Annotated in this window: 15 protein-coding genes; 11 read left to right on the forward strand and 4 right to left on the reverse strand. The window is 28.2% G+C overall.

Going from position 1 to position 16,842, the window contains the following annotated elements; translation table 11 throughout:
* Positions 1–49: 49 nt before the first annotated feature.
* Positions 50–1,012 carry an ATP-binding protein gene (locus KQ44_RS01880; protein WP_240516426.1) on the reverse strand — a complete coding sequence of 321 codons (963 nt, stop codon included), beginning with the start codon at positions 1,010–1,012 and terminating at the stop codon, positions 50–52.
* Positions 1,013–1,175: 163 nt separating this feature from the next.
* On the opposite strand from KQ44_RS01880, the gene KQ44_RS01885 reads away from it, so the two are divergent.
* From KQ44_RS01885 to pta, 6 genes are all read left to right on the forward strand, one after another.
* On the forward strand, positions 1,176–1,844 hold the full coding sequence (locus KQ44_RS01885) for a hypothetical protein (protein WP_096735992.1): 669 nt from the start codon (positions 1,176–1,178) through the stop codon (positions 1,842–1,844).
* Positions 1,845–1,898: 54 nt separating this feature from the next.
* The gene (gene mgtE / locus KQ44_RS01890; RefSeq protein WP_096735993.1) at positions 1,899–3,266 is read left to right on the forward strand and encodes a magnesium transporter; all 1,368 of its coding nucleotides are present in this window, start codon (positions 1,899–1,901) and stop codon (positions 3,264–3,266) included.
* A 160-nt stretch (positions 3,267–3,426) separates the two neighbouring features.
* Positions 3,427–5,061 (forward strand): ankyrin repeat domain-containing protein, encoded by a 1,635-nt coding sequence (locus KQ44_RS01895; RefSeq protein WP_096735994.1) that lies wholly within the window; start codon positions 3,427–3,429, stop codon positions 5,059–5,061.
* Positions 5,062–5,154: 93 nt separating this feature from the next.
* On the forward strand, positions 5,155–6,033 hold the full coding sequence (locus KQ44_RS01900) for a DMT family transporter (RefSeq protein ID WP_096735995.1): 879 nt from the start codon (positions 5,155–5,157) through the stop codon (positions 6,031–6,033).
* A 314-nt stretch (positions 6,034–6,347) separates the two neighbouring features.
* Complete coding sequence (locus KQ44_RS01905; RefSeq protein WP_096735996.1) at positions 6,348–7,490, forward strand: serine/threonine protein kinase; 1,143 nt, start codon at positions 6,348–6,350, stop codon at positions 7,488–7,490.
* A gap of 266 nt (positions 7,491–7,756) precedes the next feature.
* Positions 7,757–8,764, forward strand: coding sequence for a phosphate acetyltransferase (gene pta, locus KQ44_RS01910; RefSeq protein WP_096735997.1), 1,008 nt, complete (start codon positions 7,757–7,759; stop codon positions 8,762–8,764).
* Between the two features lie 241 nt (positions 8,765–9,005).
* Here the strand turns inward: pta and KQ44_RS01915 are convergent, their stop codons facing one another.
* Positions 9,006–10,034: a diguanylate cyclase gene (locus KQ44_RS01915; RefSeq protein WP_096735998.1), complete on the reverse strand. Its 1,029-nt coding sequence runs from the start codon at positions 10,032–10,034 to the stop codon at positions 9,006–9,008.
* A 148-nt stretch (positions 10,035–10,182) separates the two neighbouring features.
* On the opposite strand from KQ44_RS01915, the gene KQ44_RS01920 reads away from it, so the two are divergent.
* The 5 genes from KQ44_RS01920 (at position 10,183) to KQ44_RS01940 (ending at position 15,606) form a co-directional block, all read left to right on the forward strand.
* On the forward strand, positions 10,183–11,067 hold the full coding sequence (locus KQ44_RS01920; RefSeq protein WP_096735999.1) for a toxin A: 885 nt from the start codon (positions 10,183–10,185) through the stop codon (positions 11,065–11,067).
* Between the two features lie 26 nt (positions 11,068–11,093).
* On the forward strand, positions 11,094–12,188 hold the full coding sequence (locus tag KQ44_RS01925; RefSeq protein ID WP_096736000.1) for an FtsW/RodA/SpoVE family cell cycle protein: 1,095 nt from the start codon (positions 11,094–11,096) through the stop codon (positions 12,186–12,188).
* Positions 12,185–13,258, forward strand: coding sequence for a UDP-N-acetylglucosamine--N-acetylmuramyl-(pentapeptide) pyrophosphoryl-undecaprenol N-acetylglucosamine transferase (locus tag KQ44_RS01930; protein ID WP_096736001.1), 1,074 nt, complete (start codon positions 12,185–12,187; stop codon positions 13,256–13,258). The genes KQ44_RS01925 and KQ44_RS01930 overlap by 4 nt, the downstream gene beginning before the upstream one ends.
* Positions 13,259–13,319: 61 nt before the next feature.
* Entirely contained in the window at positions 13,320–14,708 is a 1,389-nt protein-coding gene (gene murC / locus KQ44_RS01935; protein ID WP_096736002.1) for a UDP-N-acetylmuramate--L-alanine ligase, read from the forward strand.
* Positions 14,677–15,606: a UDP-N-acetylmuramate dehydrogenase gene (locus KQ44_RS01940; protein WP_096736003.1), complete on the forward strand. Its 930-nt coding sequence runs from the start codon at positions 14,677–14,679 to the stop codon at positions 15,604–15,606. The genes murC and KQ44_RS01940 overlap by 32 nt, the downstream gene beginning before the upstream one ends.
* Here the strand turns inward: KQ44_RS01940 and KQ44_RS14685 are convergent.
* Complete coding sequence (locus tag KQ44_RS14685) at positions 15,595–16,404, reverse strand: ROK family protein (RefSeq protein WP_346426129.1); 810 nt, start codon at positions 16,402–16,404, stop codon at positions 15,595–15,597. The genes KQ44_RS01940 and KQ44_RS14685 overlap by 12 nt on opposite strands.
* Positions 16,308–16,787 carry a xylose repressor gene (locus KQ44_RS14690; protein ID WP_240516428.1) on the reverse strand — a complete coding sequence of 160 codons (480 nt, stop codon included), beginning with the start codon at positions 16,785–16,787 and terminating at the stop codon, positions 16,308–16,310. Before KQ44_RS14690 ends, KQ44_RS14685 begins: the two co-directional genes overlap by 97 nt.
* Positions 16,788–16,842 lie beyond the last annotated feature (55 nt).

A 16,842-nucleotide genomic window follows, 5' to 3' on the forward strand; every position in this document is an offset into this window, starting at 1 on the left:
AAAAACCCAATACGGATTTTTTAAAAATATAAACTTAAAAGTGATGATATTAAAAATTATAGCAGACAAAAAAAACTATTTTTGGTATTTTATTATTTTTCTCTCTTAATACATCTATTTTTTTTACAGCCTTATCTATTCTTAATCTTATGCTTTCATAATCAGTTTTTTTCTTTTCTTCATAAGATTTTTGCAGCGGTTCTATTTTTCCTTTAATATATGCTATATTATTTTTGCATTCATCTATCTTTCTTTCAATGTCATTTATTGTTTTTGAATGATCATTTTGCAGATTGAGATTTTCTTTTATAAATTTATCTTTTTTATAAAAGTCATTTATCATAGTAAGTATATTTAATGCAGCATTTTTTTCTTTTGATTTATTTTTTTCTTCTTTTAGACTGTTTAATTTATTGTATTCATTAACTTTTTCTTTTATGATATTGTCGCTTTCTTTCAGAAGTTCATTTAACTCTTTTAATTTATCTTTTTTATTAACTTCAGTATTAGCTTTATTATATAGATTATTAAGTTCTTCTTTTATCTCTTCATTTCTGTATTTTAAATTTTTTAATTGAGCTGGTATTGCTGACTGAGATTTTCCAGAATATTCTGCTTTTACTTCGGATATTATTTTACCAACATCTATATCGGAAGCAAATAATTTCTTTTTTATTTCGCTTTCCCAATCTTTGGAATCTTTTTTGCTGTCTGACATTTCAAATATTATTTCGCTTTGTCTTATTGAATATAAATTATTATAAGACTGAGGATGCATTTTTTTTGAAGGGTCTATTTCTGGTATAATATTAATATCTATATCATCACCGTATCTTGATTTTATTTGTTTTGCAAATGATGAAGTTTTTTTATTTTCTGAGAATAAAAGCATAAGAGAATCAAATATTGTTGTTTTACCAGATTCATTTTCTCCATAGAATAGGGTTAGTTTATCAGATATTTCAAAGGATTTATTTTTAAACTTTCCGAATTTATTTAAATTTAGTATCATTTTATTTTCCAGCCAATTATAATATAAGGCATTTTATCATTTTTAATACAAATTTCAAATTTATTAATTTTATAAATATAGAGTAAAATAAATAATTGACATTCTATCATTTTTTTATATTATAGAAATTATATAAAATATATAATAAAAAAGTAGGAATCATATGAAAAAAATTGTATTATCATTATTATTTTTAACTGTTTCTAGTTTTAGTTTATTTGCTCAGCATGGCGGAGGTGTGGCATTATTTGTCCCATTGACTGGAAGTTTTGCCTTTGCTGATGTAAGAGGACTTGACGGCAGTAAATTAAATATATTAAAAACGAGCAGTGCTTTTGATTTTGGGGTATTAGTTCAGCCAGGATATTTTTATGATTTCGGTGGATTATTAGGTTTTGATGTTTTGGCAGATATTGGATACTATAGAAGTTCTTATAAATATATAAACACACAGGATGCCAATGTTGTTTCATATACATTTGACAGTTTAAATACAGGCTTTATGTTTAGAGTTACAGCTTTGGTATTATCATTAGGTATAGGAACTGGTGTAAAAATACCATTAGCTGCTAATATTCAGGACGCTGATTATGGAGTTAAATTGAATAGGAATGAAATAGAAAACTCATTTGAAACGGTAGTGATACCTTATTTGAAATTTACTATAGATTTTAAGTATAATTTAAGCAGTTTTGCAGCAGTTGCCGCAGGACTTTATTTTAATTATGATTTTGCTATGAATTATAAAAATCCTAATTATTCAAAGTATAATATACATTCATTTGATTTTGGTGTACAGGTAGGTACTTATTTAGTAGGAACTAGGTATTAATTTTTAATTATATTTTTGGTTAATTAGTTTATAATATTTTGGCGGGAGCGGTGTATGCTTAAAGAACTTTTACAGCCTGAAATTGAAGATTTGATAGAAGAAAAAGATTGGGATGCATTAAGAGATATACTTACATTATGGCAGGAGGTTGAAACAGCTAATTTAATAACTTCTTTAAAAAATGAAGATAAATATAAAGTTTTTAGTATACTTCCTAAAGATTATTATTTGGGTGTATTTCCAGAGCTAGTTCCTATAGATCAGCAAAGAATAATAGAAAACATGCCAGAAGCTGATATTAAAGAGCTTTTGGAGAATATGAATCCAGATGATAGGACATATTTTTTGGAGTCTATACCAGAGGAAATGTCTGAAAATATATTAAAACTTCTAGGCAGTGAGGAGCGTGAAATAGCTTCATGGCTTTTAGCATATCCAGAGGGTAGTATAGGTCGTTTGATGACGCCTGAATATATAAGTATTAAGCCAGATTGGACAGTAGCTGAGGCTTTTGAATATATAAGAAGCAATATAGAAGATGCTGAAACCTATACTACTATATACGTTATAGATGAAAGGCGTACATTAATAGGGTCTATTACATTAAGGAAATTATTTTTCACTGATAAAAATACCCTTATATCAGAAATAACAAGCAGCTGTCCTTATATATTAGTTTATGAAGAGCAGGAAAATGCCATTGAAGTGATAAAAAAATATAATCTTCATTCTCTTGCTGTTATTGATGATAGGCATGCTATTCTTGGTATTGTTACAGTTGATGATATACTTGATATAGCTGAAGAAGAGTATACTGATGATTTTCATAAAATGGCTGGTATTACTTCAAGTGAGGATCAGTTTGATGATAACTTAAAAATAACACCCATAACAACTTTGTACAAACAAAGAATATTATGGCTATTAATACTAGTATTTATTAATATATTTTCAGGCGGAGTTATAGGAATATTTCAAAATACACTGCAGAAACATATAGTATTAGTAGTATTTTTACCATTGCTTATAGGAAGCGGAGGAAATGCTGGTAGTCAGTCTGCTACGCTTGTTATACGTTCGCTTGCTATAGGAGATGTTGTAGTTAAAGATTGGTTTTATATGTTTTCAAAAGAATTAATAGTATCTTTTATGCTTGGACTTAGTATGGCTGTAGGTGCTTATATATTGGGTATTATACGCGGAGGGTTTGAGATAGCTGCTATTGTAGGCATATCAATGTTTAGTATAGTTTTTATAGGGAGCATTATAGGTCTTTGTCTGCCTTTTATATTAACAAAATTAAATATAGATCCTGCTATAAGCGGTGCTCCTATGCTTACCTCTATATGCGATATAATAGGTACGGCAATATACTGTTCTATAGCAACTTTGGCTTTTATTATATTGAATAATGTTAATTAAGTAATATTTTTTTTATCAATTTATAAATTTTTTTAAAAAAAATTGCTAAATTAATATTATAATTTATAATGACAAATAAATTTTATTAATAAATAAAAAATATATTTGACTATTTGGGGTTTTATATTAAATTATAAATATATAATGGGGTTTAATGTTTATGAGAGAAATTGAAATAGAATTGCATGAAGCTTCAGCAAGAAATAATATATTAGCAGTAGAAATTTTATTAAAAAATAAAGATATAGATGTCAATTTAAGCAATATATTGGGGCTAACCCCATTAACTCATGCCTGCCGAGCAGGGTATAAGGAAATAGTTGAACTTCTTTTAGATGCAGGTGCTGATGTAAATAAGGCGGATCAATTATATATAACTCCTCTTATGAATGCCTGTGCCAATGGTCATAGAGATATAGTAAATTTACTTATAAATAGAGGAGCATCAGTAAATTTAAGCAACTGTAACAGTGAAACACCTTTGCATTATGCTTGTTCTGAAAATCATTTTGACATTATAAAAATACTTGTAGAAAATGGTGCCGATGTCAATGCCAAGACTGATACTAATGTAACTCCTCTTATGTATGCCTGTCAGAAATCTAATTTTGAAGCAGTAAAATTTCTTATAGATAATAATGCTAATGTAGATGATTCTGACATATATGAAGAGACTGTATTATCTTATGCCATATCAAGCGGCAATATTGATATTGTGGAATATATACTTAATACAAATGATATAGAGATACCAAAATACTCACTTACAATAGCGGCTATAAGCGGAAATTTATCTTTAGTTCATTATATACATTCAAAATTAGGCGTAAACAAACATAATGTATTTTCAAGTGCATTTATATCAGCAGCTTATAATGGTCATTTAGATGTAGTGAGATACTTCTTTGATAATTCTAGGAAAAAAGCTCCTAAAGCGTTGGCAGTAGCCGCTTCAGCAGGTCACAAAGATATAGTAAATTATTTTCTTATGAATAAAGTTCCATTAGACGGTGTTACAGATAACGGCAAATCTGCTTTAATATCTGCCATAGAAATAGAAAACAAGGAAATTATAGATTTATTAATTAAGTATGGTGCTGATGTTAATAAGGCTGATGATGATGATGTAACTCCTTTAATGTATGCATGCTATATTGGAAATATTGAGATAGTAAAAACTTTGCTTGACAATAATGCTGATGTAGATGTTTATGACAGTATAGATAGAAATGCTTTAGTACATGCTGTTATAGCTGGAAACATAGATATAGTTGAGCTTCTTCTTATGTATGGTATGTCTTTGAATAGTGCAGAAGGTTCTATTACCCCTTTAATGTGGGCTGTTATATATGATAATTTGAAATCTGTAAAATATTTAGTAGAGAAAGGTGAGGACATAGGAGAAATAGATATTAACGGCTGGAATTCTTTTATGTTTGCATGTGCTAAAGGCTATATTGATATTGTAAAATATATTTTTCAGTTATCTCCTGATATTATTAATAAAAAAAGCAAACTTGAGGAAACACCTTTAATGATTGCAGCCGATAATGGAAAGCTTGATGTTGTAGAATATTTGATTAAAAATAATGCTTCTGTAAAAGATAGAAATTCTAATGGAGATACAGCATTATATATAGCTTCTTCAAATGGATATTTTGAAATATGCGAAAGATTAGTTGAATATTATACAATAAATTATCCTAATAATGTATTTGAAAGAGAATATTTCATTGCTAAAGAAAAGGGATATAATAGTATAGCTGATTTATTTCAAAGTAAATTAAAATCATAAATACTCTCTTATTTTGTAAAATATATTTTGACATTTTAATATAAATATTATATTATCTATCATCATATTTTTTATGTTTTGGATATTATTATTATGGATAATAAAGAAAGACTAGGTACTATAGGTATATTTTTAACGGCATTAATTTGGGGATATAGTTTTGTTGCAGTGAAAATTGTTGTACGTGAAATAGAGCCTTTTTATCTTGTTGGATTTAGAAATTTAGCAGGAGGTATTTTTCTTTCTTTAATTTTCTTTAGAAGAATGAAAAAAATAACAAAGAGAGATATACTCCTTTCAATACCTGTAGGTGCTGCTTTATTTTTGGGGTTCTTTCTACAAACTATGAGTTCTAAATTTATAACAGCTTCAAAGGTAGCATTTTTCACTGGTTCTTATGTTATATTTATACCATTTTTTGCTTGGGCATTATATAAGAAAAGACCTCATATTGCGGCATTTGTAGCGGCTGTGATTACTGTTATAGGATTATATTTATTAACATCATTTGATGGACTGGGCAGTATTAAGGCTGGGGATTTATTTGCTTTGCTTTGTGCCGTTGTATTTGCTGTTCATTTAATGCTTATAGATAAAATGCTTGAATATGTAGACGGTATAATAATGGCTTCATTGCAGCTTATAGTAGCAGGTATAATATCATTATCTGCAGGAATTATCACTTCAACACCATTCAATATAAATGCCGTATCAAAAGAAAGCATGTATTCTCTTATTTATTTGTCTATAGGTGCTACAGGTATAGCGTATCTCCTTCAAACAGTATCTCAGAAATATGTTAATCCAAATAAGGCTGGAATTATTCTGAGTTTGGAATCATTTTTGGGGGCTTTGGGTGGTATTATTTTTATGAAAGATCCTCTTACTATAAATTTTATAATAGGAGGTATATGCATGATATCTGCTATATTTATATGCGAAATTGGAAGTACTATAAAAAAAACTGACTAATATTATATTATTTATTGACAAAAATAATAAAAAATATATAATCTCTCAGTATAAATATTATGTGTTTATATGTTTCTAGTTATTGATTATTATTTAATATTTTATTATTGATAATCAATAGGAGTACTGATAATGAAAAATCTTAAACTAAAAGCAAAAAAGTTTTCTTATCCTATTTCGTCTCTATTGAGGTGATTTTATCTTTTTACAATTTCGATTAATTTTCTAAAGCAAGTATCATAATAATATTATTTTTTAAAATATTATTAGTTTAATAAATAAAAACTGTAATAAATATAAGGAGATTTCTCAATATGAAAATCGTTAATTCGTGGAATGATTTTGACCCGTTAAAACATGTTATAGTAGGAAGAGCTGATAACTGCTGTATAGCTCCATCTGAACCTGCATCTAAAGCTAAAGTACCTTTAAACAGCCCTATGAGAGGTATGACAGGTCCAAGACCTTTAGATACAGTGGAAAAAGCAAATGCTCAGCTAGATAATCTTTGTAAAATATTAGAACAGCATGGAGTAAAAGTTGACAGACCAACTCCTCTTCAATGGAATCAGGCTGTTATAACACCTCATTTTATGACTGGAAGTATGTTCGGATGTATGCCTCCTAGAGATGTACTTCTTACTATAGGTAATGATATAATAGCAGCTCCTATGTCATTCAGATCAAGATATTTTGAATATTTAGCTTATTCACCAATACTTAGAAAATATTTTGATGAAGACCCTGATTTCAGATGGATATCAGCACCTCGTCCTGAACTTGGTGATGCTAGTTATGATATGCATTATTTTGACGGTGATGTAACAGAAGAGGTATTACTTGAAAGAACTGCTAAACTTCACATGGTAACAACTGAACATGAAATACTTTTTGATGCTGCTGATGTTATGAGATTAGGTAAAGATTTATTCTGTCAGCATGGACTAACAACAAACAGAAAAGCTATGGAATGGTTAAGAAGACAATATCCAGATTTCAGAGTACATGCTGTAAACTTCCCTGGAGACCCTTATCCAATTCACATTGACGCTACATTTGTACCATTAAGACCTGGTTTGATAATTAATAACCCTACTAGAAAACTTCCAGAAGAACAAAGAAAAATATTTGAAGCTAATGGCTGGGAAATAGTAGATGCTGCACAGCCTGCACATGAAACTCCTCCTCCTCTTTGTTATTCAAGTGTTTGGCTTTCTATGAACTGTTTGGTATTAGACCATAAAACAGTATTGGTAGAAGCAAGCGAAGTACATCAGTTGGAACAAATGGACAAACTTGGCATGAATGTTATACCAGTACCATTTAGAGATGCTTATCCATTCGGAGGCGGTTTGCATTGTGCTACTGCAGATGTTTACAGAGAAGGTTCTTGCGAGGATTATTTCCCTAAACAAGTTGAAGACCCTACTTTGGTTACATACAAAAAATGGAGCTAATTTATAAATTGTAATTTTATTAGGGGGCATTGAATGCTCCCTTTTTATATATAACAAGTGTTAAAAATACGATAAATTTTAATTATTAAAATATAAATAGCTTTTTTATTTTTATATGAATTTGTTTTAAATATTGAAAAAAATTAATTTTAAATTATATATATTATATAAAAATAATACATATGCATGGTATATGTTTGCAAAAATATTATTTATGTATTAAACTATATAGATAGTAATTTTATTTTTAAAGAGGTTTTTTTATTATGGCATCATTTATGGATAATTTGAGAGAAAAAGTAAAATCTAATCCTAAAACTATAATATTGGCTGAAGGATATGATGAAAGACATGTTAAAGCTGCAGTTATTTTGAAAAAAGAACAGTTAGTTAAAGGAGTTATATTGGTAGGCGACACATCAAAAATAGAAGCTTTAGCAAAAGAAAATTCATTAGAGTTAGATGGTAATTTTGCTAAAATTTTTGACCCTAATAAAGATTCTAAAACAGAAAGTTATATTGAAATGCTTTTTAAAGCCAGAGAAAAAAAAGGTATGACTAAAGATCAGGCTAAAGATTTAATTATTAACAATTCTGTTTATACTGGTGCTGCTATGCTTGCTTCTAACGATGCTGATGGTATGGTAGGAGGAGCAGTATATGCTACTGGTGAAATGTTAAGAGCTGCTTTATTTTTAATTGGTCTTAAAAAAGGTATTAAAACTTTATCTTCTACTTTCTTTATTGAAAGTCCAGACAAATCTTTATTTACAAATGGTATAGCTTGTTTTGCTGACTGTGCAGTTATACCTGATCCTACCTCTGAACAGCTTGCTGATATTGCTGAATCTACTGCTGAATCTTATAGAATTATGACTGGTTTAGAACCAAAAGTTGCTTTGCTTTCTTTCTCTACTAAAGGTTCTGCTAAACATGAAAGTGTTGATAAAGTTATAGAAGCTAAAAAAATATTAGATTCACGTAATGTAAATTTTGATTATGACGGCGAAATGCAGTTTGATGCTGCTATAGTAGAAAAAGTAGGTGCTCAGAAAGCTCCTGGTTCTCCTATTAAAGGTAATGCTAATGTACTTGTATTCCCAGAATTAAATGCTGGAAATATCGGATACAAAATAGCTCAAAGAGTAGGTAAATGTACTGCTATAGGTCCTATGCTTCAAGGTATTGCTAAACCTGCTAATGACCTTTCAAGAGGCTGTTCTGCTCAGGATATAGCTGATTTGGCAGTATTAACTTCTCTACAGTCTATGTAATGAATTTTTTATTTTAATTTTATATAAAAAGCCTTAATATTTTTTATAATATTGGGGCTTTTTTGTAAATTTAAGATTATTAAAGTTATTTTATAAATATTTGTTATTGTGTTTTTTGTAATTGTGTATATTTATTTTGAATACTTAAATTACTCATTATCCTGCTATTATTAATGTTTAAAAAATATGAAAAGATTAAAAATTGAAACGAATTTGGAATTGACTTTTATAATCTGAAAAATTAATGCATTATAACCTTATTTCTTCCAAGATGTTTAGCTTCATACATGGCCGAGTCAGCATTCTTTATTGTGTCAGCTATAGGCTTTTTCGATGTACCCTTGTGCTCTGCTATTCCTACGCTTACGGTAACATTTATTATAGTAGATTCATAGTTAAACCTCTTTTTTTCTACGGTTTTACGTATTCTTTCTGCTACTATATATGCCTGCTCTTTTTTGGTATTAGGGCATATTACTATAAACTCTTCTCCGCCGTAACGTATAGCAATGTCACTTTTTCTAAGCATATGAATATTATTATCAGAAGCATTGCTTAAAAGTTTACCAATTTCATGAAGAACTACATTTCCACAGTCATGCCCGTATATATCATTAATATCTTTAAAATGATCCAAATCCATAAATATTATAGAAATGCTGTATTTGTATCTTTTTGCTCTGTCAACTTCTTCTTCTATTATTTTATTAAAATAACGTACATTAAATAGACCAGTTAGAGGATCTATTGTAGACTGTGCATGAAGAGTATCTATTTCTTTCATAAGTTTTTTTATAACTTTATCTTTTTCTATAGAAGATTTTTTTTCTATTTCATTTACACTGAAACTCATATTACGTATTTTAATTTTTATTACATTTTCAAACAAATCGTAAATATTTACAACACCTATAGGATAATTATCTGAGTTTATTATTACTAAATAATCTATTTTATTATCTTTCATAATATCAAAAGTCATAAGTATATCATCTTCAGGATGTGCTATTATAAGATTTTTATTCATAAAAGCAGATACTTCTTTATTAATTACAGCATTTTTTGAACTCTTTTTTGATATATCTTTGATAATATTTACTAAAATATTATCGCAATTTATAACACCTACAATTTTATCAGAATCATTTACAACTGCTAGTATTTTATTAGAAGATTTAGATGCAATAGAGACCAACTCTAATAGATTAGAGTCTTTTTTTATCACTCCAATACGATTTTCCATTATGGATTTGATAATACTTCTATACATTAAAAATACCTAAAAATAAGATACAGTCTTAACCTAATATTAACATATATATATTTTTTTTCAATATATTTTTAATACATATAATCTTGATTTTTTTGTTTTATAAAGTATCATATTAAAAAGTTTGTATTGGATATTTAAGATTTAAATGAAAAAGATAAATATTATTATAATAATGATTTGTTTATATCCAAGCATTGTTTTTGCTGATATAAATACTCTTTTTAATATGGATATGTATGAGAGGGAGTTGTCATTAAATACGAACACTGGTATTTATAGTAATGAACTTTTTATAGAACAAACTGCTTTAGGAGGATTTAATTATATAAAATTTAATTTAGAAACCAGATTATATTATAGATTGTATATGTATAAAAATGCCACTAATTTTTTATTTAAAGGTACTAAAGCAGATTTTGGCATAGAAAATAATTTTTCGCTGTCTTCTGATATGGTAGGGGTATTTGCTGATATTAGACCGCTATCATTTTTAGGAGTGAGAATAAGTGGATATGCTGATTTTATGTTTAATATTATGAACTTTGGATATGCTGGTTTCGATAGTAAAGATGTAAGTTATTCTTTTGATGAACTTTATGCTATGAAGAAAGGCAGTGCTTTTGGTTATATAATAAATATATCACCATATTTTATATTTAAGTTTAATAATTTTGCTTTAATAAATAATTTAAATATTTCTTATGTTAATGTTGGAGATAAAGAATACTATTATGATCCTAGAACTTCTATACTTCATAAAAAAAGCGAGTTTGAATTGATTAATGATTTTTTTCTTTTGGGAAGAATTAGTTTATTTTATATAGGCGGATATTACGGACTTACTTATTTGATTAATTCTAAACATTTGTCGCATAAATTAGGAATAGCAGCTATTGTCAATTTTAAGTTCTTGAAAGAAAGATTATTACTCAATATAGGGGCTTCAGCTGGTTTGCATGTAGGTATTCCTTATTATAATAATGAAACTTTTATAGAACTTAAAATGTCATTAGCCTATAAGATATTATAAATAATTTAAAGAGTGTTTATTTTAATATGATAAAAAGAAAATTAATGCCTGATAGATATTTATTAATTATATATATAGCCTTACTTGTGGCTGGTTTAGTTGCCATATATGGTGCTCAAACTATACATGAGCCTAATGGAGGATATTTTGATAATCATTTAAAATTATTATCTATAATGTTGTTAGGTACTTTAATAGTTCTTATTCTTCCAGATTTTTTTGGATTTTTAGATAAGATGGTGCCTTTTCTTTTGCTTTTTACGTTGCTTCTTCTTGTTTGGGTATATTTCTTTGGTATAACAGTTGCAGGAAGTTATGCTAAAAGGTGGCTTTTACTTCCTTCTGGAATTACTATACAGCCTTCTGAAATAGCAAAGGTAACCTGCAGTATATATTTTGCAAGTGTACTTAGCAAAAAAGGTGAAAAATTATTTGATATAAAAAAAGGACTATTTCCTCCGCTTCTTATTTTATGTTTGGTATCAGGGCTTATACTTATAGAGCCTGATTCTGGAACTGCATTATTATTTGCTATGGTTGGTTTTTCAATATTTTTTTATGGAGGTATACCTTTCAGATCTCTTCTTTTTTCTGCTGTTCTTCTTGCTGTAGTTTTCGGATTATTTATCTTTAATGTACCTTATATGAGAAGCAGAGTTAATTCGTATCTTGATCCTCAGTCGCAGTCAGAAGAGGATATTTATCAAATTAGAAGGGCAAAATTGGCATTCAATTACGGAGGAATTACTGGCATACCTGATGAAGAAATAAGAGATGTAAGCACACATTTGCCAGCAGCATTAACTGACTTTATATATGCTTCAGTATCTCAAAGATATGGTTTGGTAGGTAATTTAATAATACTTCTTTTATTTTTATCATTTACTATAAGAGGTTTTATTATATCATCACGGACAAATGATCTGTTTTTAAAAAATCTTTCGTTTGCTATAACTATGTTTATAAGTGTTCAGGCATATTTAAATATAATGGTTGCAACTCTTATGATACCTACTACTGGAATGCCGCTTCCTATTATTAGTTATGGAAGAAATGCTTTAGTTATCAATATGATAATGGTTGCTATACTTTTAAAAATAACTCAAAGGAGTGAAAAATGAATATTATTTTATGCGGAGGAGGTACAGCAGGACATATAACACCTGCTATTTCAATATATGATTATGTAAAACATCAGGGACATAAACCTAGACTTGTAGTTGCTCAAAAAGACTATCATCTTATACCTCATAATTATGATTTTAATACTATTAATATTAATCCTCCCGGAAATTTTTGGAAAAAAATACTATTTATATTAAGATTTATACCAGCTTTGATGAAGTCTCTAAAAATCATTAAAAAACATAACCCAGACTGTATAATAGGAATGGGCGGATTTGTATCTCTTCCTATGCTCTATGTTGCTAAATGGAATAATATACCTATATTTTTATGCGAACAAAACTCTATACCAGGTAAAGTTAATAGAATATTTTATAAATATGCAAAACAAACTTATTTAACTTTTTCAAAGACTTTGGAGTTTATGCCTAAAGGAAAAGTTTTTGGAAACCCTGTAAGAAATGACTTCTTTGTAGTTAATAGAGAAGGGGCAAGAATAGTTATGAAATTATCTAATGATGATAAACTCTTAGTTGTTATGGGAGGTTCTCAAGGGGCATTAAAATTAAATGAGCTATTTTTTGAATGTATAAAAGATATTAAAGATAAAGTAAAAAATGTACGTATAGAATGGCTTGCAGGACCAAAATGGGCTTCTGAGATAATAGAAAAAGTTAATAAGGCTAAATTTGATAATGTTTTTGTGCATAGCTATTATAAGGATATGGCTAATTTACTTCATGCTGCTGATTTTGTTATATCTAGGGCGGGAAGCAGTTCTATAAGTGAGATATTAGCGGTTAATGTACCTTCTTTGCTTATACCTTTTCCGTATGCAACAGATAATCACCAGTATTTTAATGCTTTAGATTTACTTAATAAAGATATGGCTTATTTAATAGAAGAATCAGATTTAAATAAAGAAAAATTAGAGAGTGTTGTTATAAATAATTTGAATAATGATGAAAGATTAAAAGATATGCGTGAGAAGATTAGAAGTAGTTGGAGTTCAAGGGCTGTGTCTTCAATAGTAGATGATATAATGAGTAATTTAAAAAATAAATAAGTAAATAATGAATTTTTATAATTGAAGTGTTTGATTTATTATTAAAGGATTGACTGACATAATGTTTACAAAAAGAAAAGAAAAGATACATTTTATAGGAATAGGCGGAATAGGAATGAGTGCAATAGCAAGTGTATTGAATGCTATTGGTTTTACTATAACTGGAAGTGATTTAGCAAAAACAGCAAAAACTGAATCTTTAGAAAAATCTGGGATAAAAGTATATTATGGTCATCATGCATCTAATATAGAAGATGATATTACTGCGGTTGTAACTTCATCGGCTATAAGTCCTGCAAATGAAGAGATAGTTGCAGCAAAGGCAAAAAAGATAACAGTTATATCGAGAGGGGAGATGCTTGCTGAGCTTATGCGTTTGAGATACGGTATAGCAATATCAGGCTCTCATGGAAAGACCACTACAACTTCGCTTATAAGTCAGATAATGATGCATGCGGGGCTTAATCCTGTTTGTATTATAGGCGGAAATCATTTTAATTTGAAAAGCAATGCCGCTTGTAATGATCTTAGCAGTGAGTATATGGTATGCGAGGCTGATGAAAGCGACGGAAGTTTTTTGAGACTTTCTCCTGTTATTAATGTTGTAACTAATATAGATAATGATCATTTAGATTATTACGGAAATGTTGAGGCTTTAAGAGTTGCTTTTTTAGAGTTTATTAATAAAGTTCCTTTTTACGGCTGTTCCTTTTTATGTTTTGAAAATGATGTTGTAAGGGATTTATCCAAAAGTGCTAATAAAAAATATTATTCTTATGGTTTTGATAAATCATATGATTTTCATGTAGATAAAGATTCTATTAGAGTAGAAGCTCCTATTACATATTTTATAGTATATCATAATAAAGAGTGTTTGGGGGAATTTTCTGTGCCTCTTATTGGAATACATAATGTATTAAACTCTTTAGCTTCTATAGGTGTTGCTTATCATTTGGGAATAGATGTTCCTGATATAAAAGAAGGTCTTAAAACTTTTGAAGGCGTAGGCAGAAGATTAAATAAACTATATGATAAAGAGATAACATTATTTGATGATTATGCCCATCACCCAACAGAAATAAAAGCTACATTGTCATCTGTGAGAAATGCCTATAAAAACAGGCGTATAATAGCAGTATTTCAGCCTCACAGATACAGCAGAACTGAGTTGCTTTTAAATGATTTTGAATATGCTTTTAATGATGCCGATGAGGTGATTATTACTGATATTTATGCGGCAGGAGAATCTCCTATTGCTGGGGTTAATGGCGAGATTATATGTGATATAGTAAAAAAACAAAATAAGAATGTGAGATATATAAAAAATATAGATGAAGTATTGCCAGTATTAGAGAGTATAAAAAAAGATGGAGATATAATAATAACGTTAGGAGCTGGTAATATAGTGAGGGTTAGCAATGACTATGCAAAACAATTACAAGATAGTTGAGAGTTTTCTCGAAGAAAAAAATATAGAATATTATAAAAATCACCCTTTTAGTAAATGCTGCAGTTTTAATGTTGGCGGAAATATTGATTTGTATATAGCGGTAAAAAAGATACAGGATTTTTTGGATATAGCAAATTTTCTATATAATAAAAAAATAGATTATTTTGTTATTGGAGATACTAGCAAAGTAATTGTTTCTGATAAAGGATATAATGGAATAATAGTATCATTAGAAGGGGAGTTTGAATCTTTTGAGTTTTTAGAAGAAGGAATTTTAAAGTCTAATAGTTCTGCTATTTTAGAGAGACTTTCTCATGAGGCTAGAATTAGAAATTTATCGGGATTAGAGTTTGTGGCTTTAGTTAATACTAGAATAGGGGCTGCTATTTATGATAAATTAGAATCTTTTGGTATATCATTATTAAAGTTTTTGAAATCAGTAAAAATTTTTAATAAAAAAGACTGCTTAGTATTAGAATTAAGTAAAGATGAATATTTAAATTTAACTGAAGAAGATAGAAAATTTATAGTAATATTATCAGCGGTATTTAAATTAGATAACGATCTTCCTGAAAGTATTGATAACAGAATAGATTGGTTTAGATATATAAGAGGATCAGTTGCTCCAATGGAGGCAAATATAGGTCCTGTTTTTGAGGATTCTAATGATATTAAGGCATATGAAATGGTAGAGCGTGTAGGAGGTCTTGATATGAAATTTGGTGCTATGAGATGGCATAAAAGATTTCCTAATTATATTATTAATGAGAATTTATATAATGAAAATAAAGTGTCTAGTAAAGCAGAAGATGTTATTAATTTAATAGAAGATACTAGAAAAAAAATAGAACAGCATTATGCTTTTAATCCTCAAATTAATATAGTTTTACTTAGCTGAAAGATATTTGTATAAACTGTTATTATAAAAATCATATATAGCTATTGATGCCGCTGCATGTATTTCAATTTCTTTGAAGTTTTCAACTATTTTGATTTCTGTAAGAAAGTCATACGAATTAAATTTATTTTTTATATTATTTTTTATTTCATTAATAAAATCATTACCCAGATGAATCATTTCGCCTCCTATAAATATTATCTCTGGGTCGAAAGTATTAACTATATTGTATATTCCTATAGCAACCCAATATGCTAGGAAATTTTTATAAGTATCTATCACCATATCATCATTTTTATAATTTTTTATAATATCATCAAATGTTGTATCTTTATATTTATCACTTTTATTTTGAAGTTCTTTCATAAATGCTTTTATACTTGCTACAGACTCCCAGCAGCCTTTTTTTCCGCAGGAGCATATATAATTTGAATCAGTTACTATTGTGTGAGAGTAGTTTGCAGCTGTGTCATGTGTACCATATAAAATTTTTCCATTATTTGAAACAGATACTCCAAGCCAATTACTAAGATAAATATATACTGAAGAAGTTTGTATAGGCATATATTTTTTCATCTCTTCAAGTATATTATATGTAAGCATAGCACATGCATATCTGTCTATTATAACATCTATATTTATATTATTTTCTATATATTCTTTGAGAGGTATATTTTTCCATTCAGGTATTCCCATACAGTCTATAAGCAAATTATTCTTTTTTCCTGTTTTACCTGGTACTGAGATTCCAAGAGAGAATATTTTTTTATCTTTATGCTTTGATATAATATCTTTAATTTTTTTATTATAGGATTAAAAGTTATTTTATAATCTTTATTTATTACTACTTCCATTTGATATTCATAGATTATTTCATTTTCTAAATTTACTATTGCTATATGGCATAATTCTCTTCTAAAATGTACAGCCAAAAAATACCCTATATTTTTATTAATATCCAGTAATATAGGTTTTTTTCCGCCAAGAGAAGATGACTGTCCTCCGCATTTTTCATATACTATACCCATATTAATCAAATCTTCTACAAGTACAGATATGCTTGCTTTGCTTAATTCTAAATTATAAGCTAAATCAGCTCTGGAATAATTTCCAATTTTTAAGAGCTTAACTATATCAATATAATTCTGCTCTTTTAAATTTTTAACTTTTAATCTTTTCATTTATTTATTTCTTATAATCCTATAATAAATGATTAAAAAAGCGATGCATAAAGAG

It is taken from the genome of Brachyspira sp. G79 (genome assembly GCF_002379365.1).
Classification (GTDB): Bacteria; Spirochaetota; Brachyspiria; order Brachyspirales; family Brachyspiraceae; genus Brachyspira.

Bases quoted from the DNA above. Each gene is read 5' to 3' on its own strand.
- KQ44_RS01920 (WP_096735999.1), top strand. From the start codon at position 10,183: ATGAAAAAGATAAATATTATTATAATAATGATTTGTTTATATCCAAGC.
- mgtE (WP_096735993.1), top strand. From the start codon at position 1,899: ATGCTTAAAGAACTTTTACAGCCTGAAATTGAAGATTTGATAGAAGAA.
- pta (WP_096735997.1), top strand. From the start codon at position 7,757: ATGGCATCATTTATGGATAATTTGAGAGAAAAAGTAAAATCTAATCCT.
- KQ44_RS01915 (WP_096735998.1), bottom strand. From the start codon at position 10,034: ATGTATAGAAGTATTATCAAATCCATAATGGAAAATCGTATTGGAGTG.
- KQ44_RS01940 (WP_096736003.1), top strand. From the start codon at position 14,677: ATGACTATGCAAAACAATTACAAGATAGTTGAGAGTTTTCTCGAAGAA.
- KQ44_RS01900 (WP_096735995.1), top strand. From the start codon at position 5,155: ATGGATAATAAAGAAAGACTAGGTACTATAGGTATATTTTTAACGGCA.
- KQ44_RS14690 (WP_240516428.1), bottom strand. From the start codon at position 16,787: ATGAAAAGATTAAAAGTTAAAAATTTAAAAGAGCAGAATTATATTGAT.
- KQ44_RS01895 (WP_096735994.1), top strand. From the start codon at position 3,427: ATGAGAGAAATTGAAATAGAATTGCATGAAGCTTCAGCAAGAAATAAT.
- murC (WP_096736002.1), top strand. From the start codon at position 13,320: ATGTTTACAAAAAGAAAAGAAAAGATACATTTTATAGGAATAGGCGGA.
- KQ44_RS01905 (WP_096735996.1), top strand. From the start codon at position 6,348: ATGAAAATCGTTAATTCGTGGAATGATTTTGACCCGTTAAAACATGTT.
- KQ44_RS01930 (WP_096736001.1), top strand. From the start codon at position 12,185: ATGAATATTATTTTATGCGGAGGAGGTACAGCAGGACATATAACACCT.
- KQ44_RS01880 (WP_240516426.1), bottom strand. From the start codon at position 1,012: ATGATACTAAATTTAAATAAATTCGGAAAGTTTAAAAATAAATCCTTT.
- KQ44_RS01885 (WP_096735992.1), top strand. From the start codon at position 1,176: ATGAAAAAAATTGTATTATCATTATTATTTTTAACTGTTTCTAGTTTT.
- KQ44_RS01925 (WP_096736000.1), top strand. From the start codon at position 11,094: ATGATAAAAAGAAAATTAATGCCTGATAGATATTTATTAATTATATAT.